Consider the following 21,332-nt stretch of genomic DNA (forward strand, 5'->3'; position numbering starts at 1 on the left):
ATGACGCCATGACCTCACCCGCGCATGCCGTCGCCCACCTCGCCCAGCTCAACGTCGCCACGCTCCGCCACCCGCTCGACGACCCCCGCGTGGCGCCGTTCGTCGAGATGCTCGATCCGGTCAACGCAGCGGCCGACGGAGCGCCCGGCTTCGTGTGGCGCCTCGTGGAGGAGGGGGCACCCGACGCCACGGGCCTGCGCCCGGCGGGCGAGAACGTCATCGTGAACCTGTCGGTGTGGGAGACCCAGGACGCCCTGTGGGACTTCGCCTACCGCAGCGGTCATCTGGAGGTGATGCGGCGGCGGCGCGAATGGTTCGAGCGGCACGTCGAGGCGCACCTGGTGCTGTGGTGGGTACCCGCCGGGCACATCCCGAGCGTCGGCGAGGCCCTGGAGCGGCTGGCCGAACTGCGGGCGCACGGGCCGTCCCCGCGGGCGTTCACCTTCGCCTCCTCGTACACCGCCACCGAGGCCGCCGAGCACCTTCAGGCCCTGCCGTCGACCACCTGACTTCTGGCCGGCGGCGATCCGGGCCGTGACCGCCTCCGGCTCAGCCGGGGGGAAGGGCAGGTAGGTGCCGCGCGGCGCCAGGCGGCCCGCCCGAGGGCAGCCGACCGCCCGTCGGCGGACGGTCAGGCGGTGCGGGGCTGGTTGAAGCGGAGCATGTTCCCGGAAGGGTCGCGGAAGGCGCAGTCGCGGACGCCGTAGGGCTGATCGGCCGGCTCCTGGAGGACCTCGCCGCCGGCGGCGCGGATGCGCTCGAAGGTGGCGTCGCAGTCGTCCGTCTGGAAGATCACCCCTCGGAGCATGCCCTTCGCGAGGAGCTCCGCCATGGCCTGGCGGTCCGCGGGCGAGGCGTTGGGGTCGGCGAGCGGCGGTTCGAGGACGATCTCCACGTCGGGCTGCTCGGGCGAGCCGACGGTCACCCAGCGCATCCCCTCGAACCCGACGTCGTTACGGACCTCCATGCCGAGGACGTCGCGGTAGAAGGCGAGCGCCTTGTCGTGGTCGTCCACCGCGATGAAGCACTGTGCGAGCTTGATGGTCATGGCTCCGACGATAGGAGGCGGTGCCGGATTCCGCTTCGCTTCCCGCACGGACGCCTCGCCCTTACCCGGCGGTCGCCCGCCCCTACCCGGCGGTCGCCCGTCCTTGCGCGGCGGGGGTCGCGTTTCTGACCGGCCGCGTGTGGATCTTCGCCAGGCAGGCCGGGATCGGCGCGCCCGCCTCGTGGCAGCGGGCCCGGTAGGCGCTGGGGCTCTCGCCCACCAGCTCGGTGAAGCGCGTGCTGAACGAGCCCAGCGACGTACACCCCACGGCGAAGCAGACCTCCGTGACGCTCAGGTCGCCACGGCGCAGGAGCGCCTTCGCCCGCTCGACGCGGCGGGTCATCAGATAGCTGTACGGCGTCTCGCCGAAGGCGGCACGGAAGCTACGGGAGAAGTGCCCGGCCGACATGAGGGCGATGCGCGCCAGCGCCGGGACGTCCAGCGGCTGCGCGTAGTCGCGGTCCATCGCGTCGCGTGCGCGGCGCAGGCGCACCAGGTCTTCGAGCGTCGTCACCACATCAGCATCGCAGACGGGTGTGACAGCGGGGGGGCGGGAAACAGGGGGAGGAAGGAGACGGCAGGGTCGGCCGGCGGAAGCGGCAGGGCCACCAGCGTCCTGTACTCCCCCGGCGTCCCGCTCCGCCTCGGCCGGCCGTCCCGCTAAGCGCCGCACGTGCCCCACCCCCCGCCGGCCACCGCTGTAGCGCTGTCACATCGGCCTCGACGGTCGCGTCATCGCTGCGAAGGCTGATGCGGAGGAGTGAGGGCCCATGGATGACGACACGTTTCTGGCCGGGCAGTTCGACCTGCACCACGAGCGGCTGCGGGCCGTCGCCCGGCTGATGCTGGGCTCGCGGCGCGAGGCCGAGGAGGCGCTGAGCACGGCCAGAGCGGCGGCCGGGCTCGGAGGGCTCGACTCCTGGCTGACGACGGTGGTCGCCCGGGTGTGCGTGGAGCGGCTGCGGACCCGGGCGACGGCGCAGGCCGTGCCGCCACCGACGCCGATGCCTGCACCGAAGGCGACCCCGATGCCCGTACCGAAGGCGGCGCCGATGTCCGTGCCGGAGGCGATACCCGTGTCGGTCACTCCCGAGGCGGCCGCGCTCGCGGACGGGACCGGCCTGGCGCTCTTCGTGGTCCTGGACTCGCTCAGCCCGGACGAGCGGCTCGCCCTCGTTCTGCACGACCTGTTCGCCCTGCCGCTGCCCGAGGTCGCCCGCCTCACCGGCCGTACGACCGCGGAGGCGGCGCGACTCGCCCAGGGCGCCCGGCGGCGCGTCCGAGGAGGCGCCGCGGAAACTCACATGCGCCCGGAACGAGGCCTCCGCTAGCCTGGATCGCATGTCTACGCCCCGAATTTCCTAGCTCAAGGACCCACTCCCACGCCACCCGTGTGTCCTTCTGCTTTTTCGGAGCGTTACCCCATGATCACCGTTCGTGGTGCCGACGTGCGCGCCGGCGCCCGGCTCCTGCTGTCCGACCTCTCCTTCCACGTCGCCCCCGGCGACCGGATCGGCCTCGTCGGCCGCAACGGAGCCGGGAAGACCACCCTCCTCGACACCCTGGCCGGGCTGCGCCCGCCGGCCGCCGGAACCCTCACCCGTACCGGTTCGATCGGCCATCTCGCGCAGGACTCCCGCGCCGCCGACCCCACCGTGTCCGTCACCGACCGGATCCTCTCCGCGCGCGGCCTCGACCGGGCCGTACGCGACCTCCATTCGGCCGCCGTCGCGCTCGGCGGGGCCGCCGACGAGCGGCGCATGGCCGCGTACGCCCGCGCCGAGGCGGAGTTCGAGGCGCGAGGCGGGTACGCCGCCGAGGCCGAGGCCGCCCGGGTCGCGGCCGGACTCGGACTGCCCACCGAGGTCATGGACCGGGCCGTCGGCACGCTCTCCGGCGGCCAGAAGCGCCGGGTCGAGCTGGCCAGGATCCTGTTCGCCGGGCACGGCCGCGAGGGCACCCTGCTGCTCGACGAGCCCACCAACCACCTGGACGCCGACTCGATCGGCTGGCTGCGCGGCTTCCTCGCCGCCCACCAGGGCGGCCTCGTGCTGATCAGCCACGACGTGGCGCTCCTGGCCGACACGGTCAACCGGGTCTTCCACCTCGATCCGGCGCGCGCCACCATCGACGTGCACAACACCGGCTGGGCGCAGTACCTCGCGCGGCGGGACGCCGACGAGCGCCGCCGGGCCCGCGAGCGTTCGCACGCCGAACGCAAGGCGGCCTCGCTGCACGCCCAGGCGGACAGGATGAAGGCGCGCTCGGCGACGGCGACGACGGCCCGGAGCATGGCGCGCCGCGCCGACCGGCTGTTCGACGGGCTCGATCCCGTGCGGCAGGCCGAGCGCGTGGCACGGATCCGGCTGCCCGAGCCCGCGCCGTGCGGCCGGATGCCGCTGGGCGCGGTGTCGCTGACCAAGTCCTACGGGGAGGGGCGCCCGGTCCTCGACGGCGTCGACCTCGCCGTGGACCGGGGCAGCCGCCTCGTCGTGCTCGGCCTCAACGGCGCGGGCAAGACGACGCTGCTGCGGCTGCTCGCGGGTGTGGAGGCACCCGACGCGGGGCGGGTGGTGCGCGGGCACGGTCTGCGGATCGGCTACTTCGCCCAGGAGCACGACACGCTCGACCGCGGCCGCACGGTCCGCGCGAACCTGTCCGCGGCGGCGCCTCATCTGACGGACGGTGAGGTACGGCGGGTCCTCGGGGCGTTCCTGTTCCGGGGCGACGACGCCGACAAGCCGGCCGGAGTGCTGTCGGGCGGCGAGAAGACGCGCCTCGCGCTGGCCGGTCTGGTGCACTCGGGCGCCAACGTCCTGCTGCTCGACGAGCCGACGAACAACCTGGACCCCGCCTCCCGCGACGAGGTCCTGGCGGCCGTCGGCACCTACCCGGGCGCGATCGTGATGGTCACGCACGACGAGGGGGCGATCGACGCGCTACGCCCTGACCGGGTGCTGCTGCTCCCGGACGGCGACGAGGACCTGTGGAGCGAGGAGTACCGGGACCTCGTCGCCCTGGCCTGACGGCAGCGGCCCGAGGGCGCGGGGTGGGGCAGCGCCATGTCCCTCACCCCGTTGCCTGCGCCCTCACCCCGCTGCCCTCACCCCGTTGCCCGCGCCCGCGCCCTCTCGTGCGCCCGCGAGCGGAGCCCCTCGGAATCAGGACCGCTTGACCGCGCGCAGCACCACGAACTTCGGGTCGCTCGCGACCAGTTCGCAGGAGCCGAAGATCCGGCGCAGGGTGACGTGATAGCCGAGGTGCCGGTTGCCCACCACCCACAGCTCGCCGCCCGGCCGCAGGACGCGCCGCGCGTCGGTGAACATCCGGCGGGCGGTGCGGTCGGTCGTGGCCTGGTGACTATGGAAGGGCGGGTTGTTCAGGACGAGGTCGACGGACTCCGTGGCGAGCTCGGCCGTGCCGTCGCCGACCACGAACGCGGCGGTGCGGCCGGGCGGCACGGCGTGGGTACGGAAGTTCTCCTCGGCCGAGGCGACGGCCTGGTACGACTCGTCGGCGAAGACCAAATCGGCCTCGGGCTCGGCGAGGGCGACGGCCAGTCCGACGACGCCGTTGCCGCAGCCCAGGTCCACGACGCGGGCGCTGCCGAGGCCGGTCGGCAGATGCTTGAGGAAGAAGCGGGTGCCGATGTCGAGGCGGTCGGCACAGAAGATCCCGGCCTGGTTGACGACGGTCCGCCCTGCGACGATTCCGGCGTCGCCGGGGAGGTCGTAGCGGTACGGCCACGGGTTCGCGGCCCGCTCCCGCGCGGGGTCCGGGGTGCAGAGGATCAGCCGGGCCTTCTTGACGGCGAGCGAGGTGCGGGTGGGGCCGAGGATCGACTCGAAGAGCTGGAGCGTGGAGGTGTGGATCTCCTTGACCATGCCGGTCCCGACGACCACGGTGCCCTCGTGCAGGGCGGGCGCGAGCCGGTGCAGCTGGTCCTCCAGGAGCGCGAGGCTCTTGGGGACGCGGACGAGCAGCACGTCGATCCGCTCGGGCGGCGCGTCCTGGGTGGTGAGGAGCCCGACCGCGTCCGGCGCGACCCCGGAGCGGGCCAGGTTCTCGGCGGTCGCCCGGCGGCCGAGGTAGGAGTCGGAGATCTGCGCGAGCGTGCCGGGACGGCGGGCGGCGAGCACCGTGACGAGGGCGCCCCAGCGGTCGCCGACGACGGCGACCGTGCCGGACAGGTCGGTGTCCGTCTCGGCCAGGTGGCGCAGCAGGTACTCGTCGGACGCGTCCCAGGCACGGAGCGGGTCGCGCGGGTCCTCGGGGAAGCGGGTGAGCGGGAAGTCGCCCCATGACGTGGTCAAACGGTTCATCGTGCCCTCAGGCTAGCCGGTCGCCGCCCCCCGCCTACGCCACGACGGAGGCGACACCCCCTAGCCGACGGCCGCCTGGAGGTGGAGGTGCCAGAGGCCGGGGCGGCCGGTGAGTGTGACCGTGGACAGCGGGCGGACGTCCACGCTCCAGAACGTGGCGGGCGGCGCCTTCAGCGCGTAGACGAGGGCGGCCCGGACGACGGAGGGTTCGGCGACGGCGACGATGGCGCCGTCGTCGGCGGGGCGGGTGTCGAGCCAGCCCCCTATCCGGGAGATGAAGGCGAGAAGGGTCTCACCGCCGTGCGGGGCGATGCGCGGGTCGCTGAGCCAGGCGTCGACGGCGGCGGGTTCGAGCGCCGCGACCTCCGCGAGGGTCAGCCCGCGCCAGCGGCCCATGTCGCAGTCGCGCAGGGCGGGCTGGGCGAGCGGGGCGTAACCGAGCGCGGTGCCGGTGGCCCGGCTGCGGGGCGTCGGGGAGCAGTAGCGCAGCTCGGCCGCGCCGAGCGGGACCAGTGAGTGCGCGGCGAGTTGAACCTCGTACCAGCCGGCCTCGTCGAGCGGCCGGTCGTCGTCGAAGCGCTCGGCGAGCAGGGAGGAGCTGCGCGCCGCTGCGACGAGCGTGACCCGTAGACCCATGGCCGCGATCGTGAGGCCGGACGCCTGGCAGGTCAAGAGGGCATATGCGCGGGCTCCGGTCACAGCCGTGGGCGGGCCCGGGGCCGGTGCTGTCCGGCAACCCTCCACTTGTCCTGGTTCCGCCGGGGATCGAATCCGGCCTTCTCGTACAGACCGTGCGCATCGTCCGTGGCCGGAACGCGGCGCGGTCCGTACGGCTCGGGGCTCAGCCGGTCAGCTCGTCGACGGCCGTCCGCAGTCGGCGCACCCCTTCGGCGATCTCGGTGGACCCGGCCACGCCCGCGAAGCTGAGGCGGATGTGTCCGGCGGGCGGTTCGGCGCTGAAGTAGGGACGGCCGGGGGCGACGGCGACGCCGGCCCGCAGGGCGCCCGCGAGGAGCGCGGCCTCGGGCAGGGTGTCGGGGAGCCGGAGCCAGAGCTGGTAGCCGCCCGCGGGGATGTGGGGCAGGGCCAGCTCGGGCAGGTGGTGGGCGAGGGCGCCGGCCATGGTGGCTCGGCGGTCCTTCAACTCCTGGGAGACGGCACGCAGATGGCGGCTCCAGGCGGGCGAGCCGACCAGTTCCAGGGCGGTTTCCTGGAGGGGGCGCGGGACGAAGAAGCTGTCGACGACCTGGATGGCGCGGAGCCGTTCCAGCACGGGGCCGCGCGCCGCGAGGGCGCCGACGCGCAGGCTGGGCGAGGTCGGCTTGGTCAGGGAGCGGACGTGGACGACGACGCCGTCGGGGTCCTCGGCGGCCAGGGGCGCGGGCAGTGGCCCGGCGTCCTCGTGGACGAGCAGGCGGGCGAAGTCGTCCTCGACGACGAAGGCCCCGGCGGCCCGCGCGATCCGGACCACGGCGCGCCGCCGCTCGGCGTCGAGCACGGCGCCGGTCGGGTTCTGGAAGAGCGGCTGGCAGACGAAGACCCGGGCGCCGGTGGCCCGGAAGGCGGCTTCGAGCAGCTCGGGACGGACCCCGTCGGCGTCGGCCGGTACGGGGACGGGGCGCAGGCCGGCCGCACGGGCGACGGCCAGCATGCCCGGGTAGGTGGGCGACTCGACGAGGACGGGGGTACCGGGCGGGGCGAGGGCCCGCAGGGCGGTGGCGATCGCGGGCTGCCCGCCGCCGGTGACGAGGACGTCGGCGGCGGTGACGCTGCCGCCGATCTCGCGGGCGAACCACTCGCGGAGCTCGGGCAGGCCGTCGGTGGGCGGCCGCCCCCAGGCGCCGGGGCGGCGGCCCGCGCGGGCGAGGGCGCTCGCCATGGCCCGCTCCGGCTGGAGCGAGGGGTGCAGATAGCCGCCGTTGAACTCGATGACGCCGGGCGGCGGTGCCGACAGGGTCACCAGGACACCGGACGCGTCGACGCTGCGCGGGACCAGTTCCGTCGCGGTGTCGGCGCTCAGGGCGACCTCCTGCCAGGAGGTGTCGCCCGTGACGGCCGTCCGCTCACGCGGCTCCGCGCGGTACGCCCCGGCTCCCGGCCGGGTGACGACGAGGCCCTCGACGGCGAGCTGGGCGAGCGCGCGGGTGACGGTCACCGGGGAGACGCGGTACCGCTCGACGAGGGCGCGGCTCGACGGCAGCTTCCCGCCGGGTGAGTAGCGGTTGAGTTCGCTCCTGAGGGATGCGGCCAGTTCAGCGACGCTGCTACGCTCGTGCATGACAGCACAGGATAGCGCTACCACCGTCTCCACGATAGCGGTCCGCACCACCGGAGCGGCCTCCTCCGCGACCCCGGGCGCCTCCCCCGCAGCCCTCGGCGCCTCCCCCGCAACCCCGGGCGCCTCCCCGGAGACCCGCGGCACGCTCCTGGCCGGTCTGGGCGTCGTCTCGTTCTCGCTCACCTTCCCCTCCACCGCCTGGGGCCTGGAGAGCTTCGGCCCCTGGTCCCTCGTCGCCGTGCGCTCGACGCTCGCCGCGCTCATCGCGGGCGCCTTCCTGCTGACCCTGCGGGTGCCGCTGCCCGAGCGCCGCCACTGGGCGGGCCTCGCCGTCGTCGCCGGCGGAGTCGTGGTCGGCTTCCCGCTCCTGACGACCCTCGCCCTGCGGACCTCGACCACCTCGCACGCCGCCGTCGTCGTGGGCCTGCTGCCGCTCACCACGGCGGCGCTCGCCGCGATCCGTACCGGCCGCCGGCCCTCCCGCACCTTCTGGATCGCGGCCGTCTCCGGCGCGGTGGTCGTCCTCGCGTTCACGCTCCAGCAGAGCGGCGGCGTCCTGTCGACGGGTGATCTGTACCTGTTCGGCGCGCTCCTGGTCTGCGCGGCCGGATACACCGAGGGCGGGCGGCTCGCGCGGGTCATGCCGGGCTGGCAGGTCGTCGGCTGGGCCCTGATCCTCTGCCTGCCGCTCATGGCGGTCGGCTCGGCCGTCGCCCTCTCCTTCGAGCCCGTCCACCTGACCGCCCACGGCGTCATCGGGCTGGTCTGGGTCGCGGCCGGCTCCACCTTCTTCGGTCTGTACGTCTGGTACCGGGGCATGGCGGCCATCGGCATCCCCAAGGCCAGCCAGCTCCAGCTCGCCCAGCCCCTGCTGACGCTGGTCTGGTCGGTGACGCTGCTCGGCGAGTCGCTCTCGCCCGCCGCGCCGCTGGCGGCCGCCGCCGTGCTCGTCTGCATCGCGGTGACCCAGCGCGCGAAGAGCTGACGCGATGATCCGGGTGGCTCCCGGGCTGAGCGCGCGCCCGGGGGTGTTGCGGGTCACAATGGCGGACATAGGCTCGGATCAGGACAAACACGGCCGCGAGGAGGTCTCCCCGATGGAAGCGAGCGTGGGCGACAAACTGCTGGTGCACGGCCGGACCGTCGGTCAGCACGACCGTACGGCCGAGGTCCTTCAGGTACTCGGCCAGAACGGCGAACCCCCGTACCGCGTCAAGTTCGACGACGACGGCCACGAGGCCCTGATGTCACCGGGACCCGACACCGTCGTACGCCACCACGAGAAGTCGTGAGGAGAGCCGCCCGCGGAAACGGGCGGCGTGCGGCCCGGCCTGAACGGCGAGGCACCCGCTAGCCGGGCGGACGCACCGAGGTCGGGTAGTGGTCGGCCACGACGGCGGCCATCGCCCCGATCCGGTCCGTCATGACCTCCTGCGCGGCGAAGAAGCAGTGCCCGCCGACCCCCGCGTACCGGGCGGCGAGGGTCAGGTGGCGGGAGAGTTCCTCGCGGTCCTGCCAGGCCGCCGGCTGGGCGGGGTCACCGGCCTTGTACAGCGCCTCGCCGATGTGGAGCCGGACGCCCGTACCCCGTACCACCGCGTCCCACCAGGGCACGAGCGTGGCGTAGTCGGCGGGCTCGTGGCCGATGTGCCAGTACAGCTGCGGGACCACGTAGTCGATCCAGCCCTCCCTGACCCACTTCCGGGTGTCCGCGTGCAGATCGTCGTAGCTCTGCACGCCCCGGGTGTCCGAGCCCGCGGGGTCGCTGGTCGCGTGGCGCCACACCCCGAAGGGGCTGATGCCGAAGGCGACCTGGGGCTTGATCTCCTTGATGCGGGCTGCCATCTCCGAGACGAGCAGGTCGATGTTGCTGCGCCGCCAGGCCACCCGGTCCGGGAAGCCACCTCCGTGCCGCGCGTACGCCTCGTCGTCGGCGAAAGTCTCCCCGGCCACCGGGTACGGGTAGAAGTAGTCGTCCCAGTGGACGGCGTCGATCGCGTAGCGGCCGACGGCGTCGAGCATGGCGTCCTGGACGAAGCGGCGCACCTCCGGCAGGCCGGGGTTGTAGTGCAGCTTGCCACCGTACGGAACGATCCACTCCGGGTGACGCCGGGCCGGATGGGCCGCCGAGAGCCGCGTCGGGTCCGTGTGGTTCGCCACACGGTACGGGTTGAACCAGGCGTGCAGCTCCAGGCCCCGCGCATGGGCCTCCGCGACGGCCGTCCCCAGCGGGTCCCAGCCCGGATCGCGGCCCTGTACCCCGGTCAGGCACTCCGCCCACGGTTCGTGCGGCGAGGGCCACAAGGCGTCGGCGGTCGGGCGGACCTGGAGGACGACCGCGTTCAGTCGGCACTCGACGGCCCGGTCCAGGTGGGCGAGGAGTTCGGTCCGCTGCGCCTGGGCTTCGAGGCCCGGACGGGAGGGCCAGTCGCGGTTGAGGACGGTGGCGATCCACACGCCCCGGAACTCGCTCCCCGGCGCCCTTTTCGGATCCGCCCGCGAGGGCGCGGCCACCGTCCTCGCTCCCGCGCCCGCGCTCGATCCCGTCGTGGCGAGCATCGCAAGGGCCGTGCCCGCCACGAACCCTCTTCTCCCGATCAGCCCCATTTGTCATCCCTCTTGTGTCGGATACGTCACACCCACAGGCAGAGCATGCCCGCCCCGACCGATCGATCATCGGTTAATGAGCGGTAACGTCGTGGGGTCGAGGCGGACGCACGCAATCACACGGGCCCGCCGCCAGAGAACAGCGAAAGGCACGAGGTGACGGACTCCATGGCCGACATTGAGCGCGTCGGAGTGGTGGGCTGCGGCCAGATGGGCGCAGGCATCGCGGAGGTGTGTGCCCGCAGCGGTCTTGAGGTGAAGGTCGCCGAGACCACCGGCGAGGCGCTGGAGATCGGCCGCACGCGGCTCTACAACTCGCTCGCGAAGGCCGCCGAACGCGGCAAGATCAGCGAGGAGGAGCGCGACGCCACGCTCGCGCGGCTCAGCTTCACCACCGACCTGGGCGAGTTCGCCGACCGCGACCTCGTCATCGAGGCCGTCGTGGAGAACGAGCAGATCAAGACCGAGATCTTCAAGGTCCTCGACCAGGTGGTCACCCGGCCCGACGCGATCCTGGCCTCCAACACCTCCTCCATCCCGCTGGTCAAGCTGGCGGTGGCCACCTCCCGCCCGGACCAGGTCATCGGCATCCACTTCTTCAACCCGGCGCCGGTGCAGAAGCTGGTGGAGCTGATCCCGGCCCTCACCACCTCCGAGGGCACGATCAGCCGCGCCCAGGTCTTCGCCGAGAAGGTGCTCGGCAAGCACGCGATCCGCGCCCAGGACCGGTCCGGCTTCGTCGTCAACGCGCTCCTCGTCCCGTACCTGCTCTCCGCGATCCGGATGTTCGAGTCCGGCATCGCGAGCCGCGAGGACATCGACAACGGCATGGAGTTCGGCTGCGCCCACCCGATGGGCCCGCTGAAGCTCGCCGACCTGATCGGTCTGGACACGATCGTCTCCATCGCCGACTCGATGTACACCGAGTACAAGGAGCCGCTGTACGCCGCTCCCCCGCTGCTCCAGCGCATGGTGGACGCGGGCCGGCTCGGCCGCAAGACGGGCTCGGGCTTCTACCCGTACTCCTGAGGCTCGGCCGCTCCCCGAACTCCTGAGAGCCCCCCGACGTCCGAACGGCCCGTACACCCGCACAGGTACGGGCCGTTCGGCGTTCCCGAGGCGGTCAGCCGAGCCGCAGGTGGTGGAGCATCAGCAGTCCGGCGGCCATGTTGGCGGCCGGGATCTCACCCCGGGCGATCATGTCCGGGATCAGCTTGAGCGGTATCCACTCGCGCCGCGAGGACTCGAAGTCGTCCTCGGGCGGGCCGATGTACGTGGCTTCCTCGGCCCAGTAGAGATGGTGCCGGGCGTCGGTGAGGCCGTTGGAGGGCTCGACGGTGAGGAGGTGGCGCAAGGGCCCCGGGCGCCAGCCTGTCTCCTCCTCCATCTCGCGGGCGGCGGCCGTTTCGAGGTCCTCGTCGTCCTCGACGACACCGGCGGCCAGCTCCCAGCCCCAGCTGTCGGTGATGAAGCGGTGCCGCCAGAGCATGAGGACTTCGTTGGCCTCGTTGACGGCGGTCGCGACGGCGACCGGGCGGAGCCGGATCAGATAGTGGTCGAGGTGGCGGCCGTCCGGGAGTTCGACGTCCGCGAGGTTCACCTGGAACCAGCGGTTCTCATAGACAGGTTGTTCGCTCAGTTTCGTCCACTGCACGTTTTCTGCCACCTTCCGATTGGTCGGTGGCAATATGGCAGCAGTCCTGGGCTCACAGGGGAACGCGTAGCGCCCCGTCGATGAGTTCGGCCGCCTGCCGCGCGTCACCGCAGTCGCTCGCGAGCAGATGCTCCCGCACCAGGCGCAGGCGGTCGCGCAGTCGCTGCGACTCCATCCCACGCGCCCGCTCGGTCATCTCCACCGCCGTCTGCGCGGCCGCGTCGGCCTCCCCCTGCCGCAGCTCGATCTGGCAGAGCATGGCCAGCCGGTGCACCCGGCCCCGGTCGTGCGCCGGTGTCTCCACGGCCGCCCGCGCGTGCTCCCGGGCCGCCGGAAGATCACCCAGGCTGAGCAATGCCTCGGCGACCTGCACGTTGACAAGGCCCGGCTGGACGTATCCGGTCTCGGCCGGTTCGTGCCCCGGCCTGATCCGGTCCGCCTCCGCCTCCGCGCGCCGGATGCAGGCCAACGCGCCGGCCCCGTCGCCGAGATGGGCGTACGCCTTCGCCTGCATCGCCGAGAGATCGGCCGCGAGCGCCGGAGTGATCCGCCCTCCCGCCGACCGCAGCGCCGCCTCGGCGAACGCCACCGCCTGCCGGTACTCCCCCATGAACAGCGACTGGTTGACGAGCAGGGCGACCACGTACGCGCCGAGGCCGCGGTCCCCGCTCGCCTTCGCGAGCCGCAGCGCCTGGTGGAAGTAGCGCTGCGCGAGGCCATGGGCGTCGGAGTCGTAGGCGCAGATGCCCGCCACGGCCACCAGACCGCCCGTGGCGCGGTGCAGCTGCCGGCCCAGGCCGTCGCCGTACGCGCCCCGCAGCAGCGGCGCGGTCTCGGAGTTGAGGAAGCCGACGATCCGCTGCCTGGTCGCCACACCGCCCGTCTTGCGGTACATCTGCTCGTAGTGCGCCCGGGCGGCGCCGAGCATGGCGATGTCGGCCGGCGAGACCCGCGTCCGGCCGTCGCGGGAGACGTCGGCGTCCTCAGGCGGGTTCTCCCACTCCCAGACCGGCATCACGGCCGGGGTGCCGGTGACGGCCTGCGCGTCGAGTATGTGCGGCCGTTGCTGCTCGTCGGAGCGCCACAGGGCGGTGGCCCGCTCGACGAACGCGGAGAGCGGAGAGCCGTGGGCGACGGCCGCGCCGCCGGACACGCCCAGACCGATGTCGTCGAGGGTGACCGCTCGGTGCAGCCGTGCCGCGAGCACCTCGCAGATCAGGTCGGGCACCTGGCCGCGCGGCCGTTGGCCCTTCAGCCAGCGGGCCACGGCGGTGTGCTCGTACCGCAGGGCGAGGCCCCGGGAGCGACCGACCTGGTTGACCCGGGCGGCGAGGCCGGCGTGGGAGATGCCCGCCTCGTCCAGCAGGGCGTCGAGCAGGGTGTTGGGGTGCATGGGGCCACTCCGATGACTCGGTCCGCACAGCGTAGTGGCGGGCGGGTTTCACACGGGGTGTGAAGGAAGTGCCCGTCTTTCCGGTCCGTGCGCTCTGCCGCCGTCCCCCTGGGACCGGTTGACTGAGCGCCTCGCCGCAAGGCGACCCGGGCCGCCGGGCTCCCCCCTCGTACAGTGCGGCGGCCCGTCCCGCGCCGCCCGCCCTGCCGACCTGCCCGACACTCCCAGGCGGTCCGGGCGGCGCCGGCCGTTCCCATCGCTCAACAGTGAGGGGAGGGTTCAGGTCGGGTACGGCGCAGCCCGGGTTCGGCGGGCTGCGCCGGAACCCGCACACGGTCGTTACGGATGACCAACAGGGCCACGTCGTCGGCGAGTCGGCCACGGGTGTGCCGCAGCAGGGCGCCGTGCACGCGGCGGACCAGCGCTGCCGGGGAGACGGGCGCGTCACGGGCCGCCTCGGCCAGGACCGCTTCCAGGCCGAAGAAGCGCCCCGCCCCGTCCCGGGCGTCCTCCGCGCCGTCGGTGTGCAGGAAGAGCGCCTCGCCCGGCAGGAGCCGCGTGCAGCGGTACGGGGAGAGGTCGGCCGGTAGCGGGAAGGCCCCGAGCGGCGGAAGCGGGTCGCCGACGGGGACGGCCTCCACGCGGCGGCCGAGCCGGTACGGGCCGGGGTGGCCGCAGTTCAGCGCGTACACCGCCCCGTCCTGGCGGATCTCCAGGAGCAGCAGGGTCACGAACTCCTCGGCCGCCGGATGTTCCGGCTCACGTCCGGCACAGGCCGCCGGGTGCTCCTCGCGCGCCCGCTCCCGCAGATGGCGGCCGAGCGCCCGGTCGAGCCGCCGCAGGACACCACCGAGTTCGGGCTCGTCGTGGACGGCCTCACGGAAGCTGCCCAGCACGGCGACGACCGCGCCGAGGGCGGCGAGACCGTGGCCCCGGACGTCGCCGATGACGACCCGCACACCGTAGGGCGTGGCCACCGCCTCGTAGAGATCCCCGCCGACGGCCGCGCCCCGGGAGGCGGAGAGCTGTCCCGCCGCGACGGCGAGGCCGTCGAGCCGGGGCGGGGGCGGGGGCAGCAGGACCCGTTGGGTGGCGTGCGCGATGGCCCGCATCCGCTCCAGTTCGCGCGAGAGGCCGCGCCGGATGCCGAGGATCAGCCCGGTGCCGACGCTGAAGAAGACGACGCTGGTCGCGATCCGCATGGGAAGCCCTGGTTGCTGGGCCAGCGGACAGCCGAGTTTCCAGGTCACGGCCACGGCACCCCAGAGGGTGGGAAGAGCGAGAGGACCCAGCCGGCGCAGCCGGGAGGCATCGGAGAGCAACGTCCTGGTACGGATCATGCATGGCCCTTCCTGAGGCCCTGCAGCGCCCGAAGGCCCTGCGGCAACAGGCCCGCCCCTGCGGCCGCGTCGATTCTGCCGACCGCACGGGGCACCGGGGAACAGCCGCCGGTCATCTCACCCGAAGGAGTGACCACCCCCCCACGCGCCGCCCCACGCCGGCGCTGCGCCACCCGCACACGCGCGGCCCGCTCGCACGCGCGCGCGAGCCGCCGGCCGCGTTGGAGGCCCCGTTGTCGGCCCCCAGACACCGAGGCCCTTGCAACGACGCAAGGGCCTCGGGGTGGACAGGCACAAGGCAGTCCGTCGTCAGGCGCCGCGCAGCACCGCGCCCGTGCGGGACGACGCCAGGGCTACCGCCGCGTCGCGGGCCGCGCTGGCCTCGTCGACCGTGAGCGTGCGGTCCGTGGCGCGGAACTTCAGGGCGTACGCCAGGGACTTCTTGCCCTCACCGACCTGGTCGCCGGTGTAGACGTCGAACAGGCGGATGGCCTCCAGGAGTTCACCGGCGCCGTCGCGCAGCGCGGTCTCGACCGTCTCGGCCGGGACCGACGCGTCGACGACCAGGGCGACGTCCTGCGTGGCGACCGGGAAGGAGGAGATGCTCGGGGCCTTCAGGGGGCCCTCGTTCGCCTGCTCCACCAGGTCCAGGTCCAGCTCCATCGCGCACGTGCGGGCGGGCAGGCCCAGCGCCTTGACGACGCGCGGGTGCAGCTCGCCGCCGTGGCCGACGAGGACCTTCTCGCCGGCGACGACCACGTGGAACGCGGCGCAGCGGCCCGGGTGCCACGGGGCGTGCTGGTCCGAGCTGATGATCAGCTCGACACCGGCCTCGGCGGCCACGGTGCGCGCCGCCTGGATCGCGTCGGCCCAGTCGGCCGGGCGGCCCTTGCCCCACCAGCCGGCCTGCTCGCGGGCGCCGGCGAGGACGACGGCCACGCGGCGCGGCTGCGCGGGCAGCGCGGCGTTGACGGTGGCGACCTCCTCGTCGGTGGGACGGCGGTCGACGGGCAGCCGGACGGCGACGCCCGGACGGTCGCCCGGACGGAAGACCAGACCGGTCTCGAAGAGCGCCAGGTCGTGGCTGCCGCGCCCGTCGTTGCGGCGCAGCGCGCCGAGCAGGCCCGGCAGCAGCGTCGTGCGGAGCGCGGGCTCCTCGTCGGAGAGCGGGTTGACCAGCGTGACCACGCGGCGACGGGCGTCGTCCGCGTCCAGGCCGAGCTGGTCGAAGACCTGCGCGCCGATGAACGGGTAGTTCAGCGCCTCGACGTAACCGGCACCGGCCAGCGCGCGGCCGACCCGGCGGTGGAAGCGCTGGCTCTCGGTGAGACCGCGCCCGGCGGGCGGCTTGGGCAGCGTCGAGGGCAGGTTCTCGTACCCCTCGAGCCGGATGACCTCTTCGGCGAGGTCGTTCGGCTCGTTGAGGTCGGGTCGCCACGACGGGACGGTGACGATCAGCTCGTCCTGGCCGTAGACGTCGCAGCCGACCTCCTGGAGGCGGCGGACGACGGTCTCGCGACCGTACGCGACGCCCGCGACGCGGTCCGGGTGGTCCGCCGGGATGGTGATCGTGCGGGGCGCGGACGGCGCGAGGATCTCGGTGACCCCGGCCTCGGCCGTGCCGCCCGCGAGCAGCACGAGCAGGTCGACCGTGCGCTGCGCGGCGGCCGCCGCGGCCTGCGGGTCGACACCGCGCTCGAAGCGCTTGGACGCCTCGGAGGCCAGCTTGTGCCTGCGCGCGGTCCGGGCGATCGAGATCGCGTCGAAGTGCGCGGCCTCGATGACGACCTCGGTGGTGGCGCCCTCGACATCCGCGTGATCCGCGATCTCGGTGTTCGCGCCGCCCATGACGCCCGCGATGCCGATCGGCCCGCGGTCGTCGGTGATGACGAGGTCGGCGGCGTCCAGGACGCGCACAGTGCCGTCGAGCGTGGTGATCTTCTCACCCTGCTCGGCGCGGCGGACGCCGATGGGGCCTTCGATCCGGTTGCGGTCGTAGGCGTGCAGCGGCTGACCGAGCTCCAGCATCACGTAGTTGGTGATGTCCACGGCGAGCGAGATCGGGCGCATGCCGGCCTTCTGGAGGCGGCGGCGCAGCCAGATCGGGGAACGCGCCTCGGGGTCGAGTCCCACGACCGTTCGGGCCGTGAAGCGGTCGCAGCCGATCGGGTCGGTGACCTGGACGGGGTAGCCGTACGAGTTCGGCGCGGGCACGTCGAGGAGCGCCGGGTCGCGCAGCGGCAGACCGTACGCGATGGCGGTCTCGCGGGCGACGCCGCGCATCGAGAGGCAGTAGCCGCGGTCGGGCGTGACGGCGATGTCGAGGACCTCGTCGTACAGCTCCAGGAGCACGGTGGCGTCGATGCCGACCTCGTACTCGGGCGGCAGCACGATGATGCCGTGCGTGCCGTCGTCACCCATGCCCAGCTCGTCGCCGGAGCAGATCATGCCGCGGGAGACCCGGCCGTACGTCTTGCGCTCGGCGATCCGGAAGTCACCGGGGAGCACGGCGCCGGGCAGGGCCACGACGACCTTGTCGCCCTCGGCGAAGTTCCGGGCGCCGCAGATGATCTCCTGGGGCTCGCCGGTGCCGTTGGCCTGGCCGACGTCGACGGTGCAGAAGCGGATGGGCTTCTTGAACTCCGTCAGCTCCTCGATGGTGAGGACCTTGCCGACCACGAGCGGGCCGGTGAGGCCGGCGCCGAGGCGCTCGACGGTCTCGACCTCGAGTCCTGCCGAAATGAGCTTGGCCTGGACGTCACGTCCGGTCTCCGTCGCCGGCAGGTCGACGTACTCCCGCAGCCAAGAAAGCGGGACCCGCATCAGATCTCCATCCCGAAGGGCCGGGTGAACCTGACGTCACCCTCGACCATGTCTCGCATGTCATCGACGTTGTGGCGGAACATCAGCATCCGCTCGATGCCGAACCCGAAGGCGAATCCGCTGTACTTCTCCGGGTCGACACCGCAGGCGACGAGCACCTTGGGGTTGACCATGCCGCAGCCGCCCAGCTCGATCCAGCCCTCGCTGCCGCAGGTGCGGCAGGGGCGGTCGGGGTTGCCGACGGACTCGCCGCGGCAGACGTAGCAGAGCATGTCCATCTCGGCGGACGGCTCGGTGAAGGGGAAGAAGTTCGGGCGGAGCCGGGTCTTCATGTCGGCCCCGAAGAGCGCCTGGACCATGTGGTCGAGGGTGCCCTTGAGGTCGGCCATGGTCAGGCCCTCGTCGACGGCGAGCAGCTCGATCTGGTGGAAGACCGGGGTGTGCGTGGCATCGAGCTCGTCGGTCCGGTAGACGCGGCCGGGGCAGACGACGTAGACCGGGGGCTTCCGGTCGAGGAGCGTGCGGGCCTGCACCGGGGAGGTGTGCGTCCGCAGCACGACACCGGACTCGTCGCCGGTGGTGCCTTCCGGGCCCTGGACGAAGAAGGTGTCCTGCATCTGGCGCGCCGGGTGGTCGGGCACGAAGTTGAGCGCGTCGAAGTTGAACCACTCCGCCTCGACCTCGGGGCCCTCGGCGACCTCGTACCCCATGGAGACGAAGACGTCGGAGACCCGCTCCATGAGGGTGGTCAGCGGGTGGCGGGCGCCGGCCGGGACCCGGTCGTACGGCAGGGTGACGTCGACCGCCTCCTCGACCAGGACGCGGGCGTCACGCTCGTCCTCCAGCTCGGCCTGGCGGGCGGCGAGGGCCTTGGAGACGGCGCCGCGGGCCTGGCCCACGAGCTTGCCGGCCGCGGCCTTGGCCTGCGGCGGCAGCGCGCCGATCTCGCGGTTGGCCAGCGCGAGCGGCGAGGTGCCACCCGTGTGCGCGACCTTCGCGTGCGCGAGCGCGTCGAGGTCACCCGCGGCGGCGAAGGCGGCGAGCGCCTCGTCCCGCATGCGCTCGATCTCTTCCGGTTTCAAGGCCTCGACCTCAACCGGGTCGTACGACTTATTGGGTGCGGACATCTCTTCCCGTGCTTCCGTTTGGCTGGCTGGGCGGCCCCGCTCGACGACAAGGGCGCAAACGTGCCAAAGGTCGAGTCTAACGGGGCGCGGGGACGCGAATGAGCCCGTGGGCGGCCCGGGCGGCTGGTGATCTCGTCAGGCGAGATAGGCCGGGGCGCCGACGGGCAGGATAAATCGGAACTCGGCGCCGCCGCGGGGTCCGCGGCCGACGGTGATCGTTCCGCCGTGGGCCTCGACGATGCCCTTGACGATGTAGAGGCCGAGTCCGGTGCCACCACGCTTGCTCCCCCGCCAGAAGCGGGTGAAGACACGGCCCATCGACTCCTCGGGGATGCCGGGGCCTTCGTCGCTCACGGTGACCGCCGTTCCCTTCTCTCCGTCGGGGGTGTCGCGGGTGGGTGCCACCTCGATGGTGACGGTTCCCTCGCCGTGGCGCACCGCATTTTCGAGGAGGTTGCCGAGGACCTGGTCGACCTTGTCGGGGTCGGCCCACAGATCGGGCAGTTGGGGCTGGACGCGGACGAAGAAGCGGTCCGGGGACTGGCCGCCGGCGGTGTGGGCCTGGATGTGGCGGCCGACGGCGGCGGCGATGTCGACGGGCTGGCGGCGCACCTCCAGGCGGCCGGAGTCGATCCGGGAGATGTCGAGGAGCTCGGCGATGAGCCGGGTGACGCGGTTGGCGTCGGCGTCGACGGTCTCCAGCATCAGCCGCTTCTGGTCGTCGGTGAACCGCTCCCACTTGGCGAGCAGGGTCGCGGTGAAGCCCTTGACTGAGGTCAGGGGGGAGCGCAGTTCGTGGGCGACGGTGGCGATGAGCTCGGCGTGGCTGCGTTCGGTTCGGCGCCGGGCCTCGGTGCCGCGCAGCGAGACGACGACCCGGCGGACGGGTCCGGTGGGGTGCTCGCGGACGTAGCGGGCGGAGACGAGGACCTCGCGGCCGCCGGGCAGGAGCAGGTTGCGCTCGGGCTGGCCCCGCCGGGTGGCCAGGCCGCCGTAGGGGTCGGTGAGGGTCCACCAGCGGCGGCCCTTGAGGTCCTCCAGGGGCAGCGCCTGTTCGAGCGGGAGGCCGAGGGCCCTGCCCGCGGGTACGGCGGTGATGCGGGCGGCGGCGGCGTTGAAGCAGACGACGTGTCCGGTGGCGTCGGCGACGACGAGACCGTCCGGCAGTTCGTCGGGGTCGATGCCGGGGAGGCCCGGCGCCGCGGTGGAGGACCCCTCCGGGTCCTCCGGGGCATCCGGCGCGGCACTCCGTGCCTGTGCGGGCCTGTCCGTGCCGACCGTCATCCCCGTTCCCCACCTCTCCGTGTAGCGCAGTGGGCCCCCGAGTTCGTCACCCTACTAGGTGCGGGTGACCCTTAGGAGCCCCTCAGGCGGAGGTTCGGGGGCGCTGCGCGCGCGCGGAGGCGTAGAGGCACACGGCGGCGGCCGTCGCGAGGTTGAGGCTCTCGGCCTTGCCGTGGATCGGCACGCGGACCACGGCGTCGGCAAGGGCCCGGGTCTCCTCGGGCAGCCCCCAGGCCTCGTTGCCGAAGACCCAGGCGGTGGGGCCGCCCATGGTGCCGGCGTCCAGCTCGTCGTCGAGGTCGTCCTGCCCCGCGCCGTCGGCGGCGAGGATCCGCACGCCCGCGCTCTTCAGTCCGGCGACGGCCTGCTCGACGGGTACGCCGACGACGACCGGGAGGTGGAAGAGGGAGCCGACGGAGGCGCGGACGGACTTGGGGTTGTAGAGGTCGACGGAGGCGTCGGTGAGGATGACGGCGTCGGCGCCGGCCGCGTCGGCACAGCGCAGCACGGTGCCGGCGTTCCCGGGGTCGCGTACGTGGGCGAGGACGGCGACCAGCTTGGGCTTGGCCGCGAGGACCTCCTCGAACGGCGAGTCGAGGAAGCGGCAGACCCCGACGAGCCCCTGCGGGGTGACGGTCTGGGAGACCTCGGCGAGGACGGCGTCGGAGGCGTGGTGGACCCGGGCCCCGGCCGCGCGGGCGGCGTCGACGATCGAGGCGTACCGCTCGGCGGCCTCGACGGTGGTGAAGAGCTCGACGAGGGTGGGCTCACCGGAGCCGCTGCGGTGCTCGACGGCCTCGCGGACGGCCTGCGGGCCCTCGGCGATGAAGAGGCGGTCCTTGCCCCGGAAGTTGCGCTTGGCGAGCCGCCTGGCGGCAACGACACGCGGCGAACGCGGGGAGATCAGCTCGGGGGTGCCCATGGGGTCGGTGGCTCTTTTCAAGGGTCCGGGCGGGTCGGGGGTCCGGCGGGTGCGGGGCTGGCGTGCTCCGACCACGGCCGAACACGACCGGACCCGCAGGCCCGAAGGCCTGCGGGTCCGGTGCAGAAGATCTGCGGCCTGGAGATCAGGCAGCGGCCTTCGGGGCGTTGACATCGGCCGGAAGGGCCTTCTGCGCGACCTCGACGAGCGCGGCGAACGCGTTCGAGTCGTTGACGGCCAGCTCGGCGAGGATCTTGCGGTCCACCTCGATGTTGGCGGCCTTCAGACCCTGGATGAGGCGGTTGTACGTCATGCCGTTGGCGCGGGCAGCGGCGTTGATGCGCTGGATCCACAGCTGACGGAAGTCGCCCTTGCGCTTCTTGCGGTCGTTGTAGTTGTAGACCAGGGAGTGGGTGACCTGCTCCTTGGCCTTGCGGTACAGGCGCGAACGCTGACCGCGGTAGCCGCTGGCCTGCTCGAGGATCGCCCGGCGCTTCTTGTGGGCGTTGACTGCCCGCTTGACGCGTGCCACTT

20 protein-coding genes are annotated in these 21,332 nt (G+C 73.2%); 6 read left to right on the forward strand and 14 right to left on the reverse strand.

Features of this window, described 5'->3' with window-relative positions:
- Positions 1 to 8: 8 nt before the first annotated feature.
- Positions 9 to 509: a DUF3291 domain-containing protein gene (locus tag ACWF79_RS19840; protein ID WP_453729410.1), complete on the forward strand. Its 501-nt coding sequence runs from the start codon at positions 9 to 11 to the stop codon at positions 507 to 509.
- Positions 510 to 631: 122 nt separating this feature from the next.
- On the opposite strand, the gene ACWF79_RS19845 is transcribed toward ACWF79_RS19840, so the two are convergent.
- Both ACWF79_RS19845 and ACWF79_RS19850 read right to left on the reverse strand, forming a co-directional pair.
- A complete protein-coding gene (locus ACWF79_RS19845) occupies positions 632 to 1,048 on the reverse strand; it encodes a VOC family protein (protein ID WP_315895851.1) in 417 nt (138 codons plus the stop codon).
- Between the two features lie 82 nt (positions 1,049 to 1,130).
- Positions 1,131 to 1,514, reverse strand: a complete 384-nt coding sequence (locus tag ACWF79_RS19850; RefSeq protein WP_453729488.1) for a helix-turn-helix transcriptional regulator — start codon at positions 1,512 to 1,514, stop codon at positions 1,131 to 1,133.
- Between the two features lie 304 nt (positions 1,515 to 1,818).
- Here ACWF79_RS19850 and ACWF79_RS19855 point away from each other — a divergent pair, with 304 nt between their 5' ends.
- On the forward strand, positions 1,819 to 2,379 hold the full coding sequence (locus tag ACWF79_RS19855; RefSeq protein WP_453729411.1) for a sigma factor-like helix-turn-helix DNA-binding protein: 561 nt from the start codon (positions 1,819 to 1,821) through the stop codon (positions 2,377 to 2,379).
- A gap of 93 nt (positions 2,380 to 2,472) precedes the next feature.
- On the forward strand, positions 2,473 to 4,074 hold the full coding sequence (locus tag ACWF79_RS19860) for an ABC-F family ATP-binding cassette domain-containing protein (RefSeq protein ID WP_453729412.1): 1,602 nt from the start codon (positions 2,473 to 2,475) through the stop codon (positions 4,072 to 4,074).
- Between the two features lie 135 nt (positions 4,075 to 4,209).
- Here the strand turns inward: ACWF79_RS19860 and ACWF79_RS19865 are convergent, their stop codons facing one another.
- From ACWF79_RS19865 to ACWF79_RS19875, 3 genes are all read right to left on the reverse strand, one after another.
- Complete coding sequence (locus tag ACWF79_RS19865) at positions 4,210 to 5,370, reverse strand: methyltransferase (RefSeq protein ID WP_453729413.1); 1,161 nt, start codon at positions 5,368 to 5,370, stop codon at positions 4,210 to 4,212.
- A 60-nt stretch (positions 5,371 to 5,430) separates the two neighbouring features.
- A complete protein-coding gene (locus tag ACWF79_RS19870; protein WP_453729414.1) occupies positions 5,431 to 6,006 on the reverse strand; it encodes a histidine phosphatase family protein in 576 nt (191 codons plus the stop codon).
- A gap of 205 nt (positions 6,007 to 6,211) precedes the next feature.
- Positions 6,212 to 7,648, reverse strand: coding sequence for an aminotransferase-like domain-containing protein (locus ACWF79_RS19875; RefSeq protein WP_453729415.1), 1,437 nt, complete (start codon positions 7,646 to 7,648; stop codon positions 6,212 to 6,214).
- Between ACWF79_RS19875 and ACWF79_RS19880 the strand changes: the two genes are divergently transcribed.
- Positions 7,647 to 8,633: a DMT family transporter gene (locus ACWF79_RS19880; RefSeq protein WP_453729416.1), complete on the forward strand. Its 987-nt coding sequence runs from the start codon at positions 7,647 to 7,649 to the stop codon at positions 8,631 to 8,633. The genes ACWF79_RS19875 and ACWF79_RS19880 overlap by 2 nt on opposite strands.
- A gap of 112 nt (positions 8,634 to 8,745) precedes the next feature.
- Complete coding sequence (locus ACWF79_RS19885; RefSeq protein WP_453729417.1) at positions 8,746 to 8,940, forward strand: DUF1918 domain-containing protein; 195 nt, start codon at positions 8,746 to 8,748, stop codon at positions 8,938 to 8,940.
- A 58-nt stretch (positions 8,941 to 8,998) separates the two neighbouring features.
- On the opposite strand, the gene ACWF79_RS19890 is transcribed toward ACWF79_RS19885, so the two are convergent.
- Positions 8,999 to 10,255 carry a glycoside hydrolase family 10 protein gene (locus ACWF79_RS19890; protein WP_453729418.1) on the reverse strand — a complete coding sequence of 419 codons (1,257 nt, stop codon included), beginning with the start codon at positions 10,253 to 10,255 and terminating at the stop codon, positions 8,999 to 9,001.
- A 168-nt stretch (positions 10,256 to 10,423) separates the two neighbouring features.
- On the opposite strand from ACWF79_RS19890, the gene ACWF79_RS19895 reads away from it, so the two are divergent.
- Complete coding sequence (locus ACWF79_RS19895; RefSeq protein WP_453729419.1) at positions 10,424 to 11,284, forward strand: 3-hydroxybutyryl-CoA dehydrogenase; 861 nt, start codon at positions 10,424 to 10,426, stop codon at positions 11,282 to 11,284.
- 94 nt (positions 11,285 to 11,378) lie between these two features.
- On the opposite strand, the gene ACWF79_RS19900 is transcribed toward ACWF79_RS19895, so the two are convergent.
- The 8 genes from ACWF79_RS19900 to rplT all read right to left on the reverse strand — a co-directional run bounded on the left by ACWF79_RS19900 (position 11,379) and on the right by rplT (position 21,330).
- Complete coding sequence (locus tag ACWF79_RS19900; RefSeq protein WP_453729420.1) at positions 11,379 to 11,909, reverse strand: NUDIX hydrolase; 531 nt, start codon at positions 11,907 to 11,909, stop codon at positions 11,379 to 11,381.
- Positions 11,910 to 11,961: 52 nt separating this feature from the next.
- Positions 11,962 to 13,302 (reverse strand): transcriptional regulator, encoded by a 1,341-nt coding sequence (locus tag ACWF79_RS19905; RefSeq protein WP_453729421.1) that lies wholly within the window; start codon positions 13,300 to 13,302, stop codon positions 11,962 to 11,964.
- Positions 13,303 to 13,562: 260 nt separating this feature from the next.
- Positions 13,563 to 14,642 carry a PP2C family protein-serine/threonine phosphatase gene (locus ACWF79_RS19910; protein ID WP_453729422.1) on the reverse strand — a complete coding sequence of 360 codons (1,080 nt, stop codon included), beginning with the start codon at positions 14,640 to 14,642 and terminating at the stop codon, positions 13,563 to 13,565.
- A 309-nt stretch (positions 14,643 to 14,951) separates the two neighbouring features.
- Positions 14,952 to 17,465 (reverse strand): phenylalanine--tRNA ligase subunit beta, encoded by a 2,514-nt coding sequence (gene pheT / locus ACWF79_RS19915; protein ID WP_453729423.1) that lies wholly within the window; start codon positions 17,463 to 17,465, stop codon positions 14,952 to 14,954.
- Positions 17,465 to 18,592 (reverse strand): phenylalanine--tRNA ligase subunit alpha, encoded by a 1,128-nt coding sequence (gene pheS, locus ACWF79_RS19920; protein WP_453729424.1) that lies wholly within the window; start codon positions 18,590 to 18,592, stop codon positions 17,465 to 17,467. Before pheS ends, pheT begins: the two co-directional genes overlap by 1 nt.
- A gap of 135 nt (positions 18,593 to 18,727) precedes the next feature.
- Positions 18,728 to 19,876: an ATP-binding protein gene (locus ACWF79_RS19925; protein ID WP_453729425.1), complete on the reverse strand. Its 1,149-nt coding sequence runs from the start codon at positions 19,874 to 19,876 to the stop codon at positions 18,728 to 18,730.
- Positions 19,877 to 19,958: 82 nt separating this feature from the next.
- On the reverse strand, positions 19,959 to 20,798 hold the full coding sequence (locus tag ACWF79_RS19930) for a TrmH family RNA methyltransferase (RefSeq protein ID WP_453729426.1): 840 nt from the start codon (positions 20,796 to 20,798) through the stop codon (positions 19,959 to 19,961).
- Between the two features lie 145 nt (positions 20,799 to 20,943).
- Entirely contained in the window at positions 20,944 to 21,330 is a 387-nt protein-coding gene (gene rplT, locus ACWF79_RS19935; RefSeq protein WP_453729427.1) for a 50S ribosomal protein L20, read from the reverse strand.
- Positions 21,331 to 21,332 lie beyond the last annotated feature (2 nt).

Source organism: Streptomyces sp. NPDC054975, from assembly GCF_053609105.1.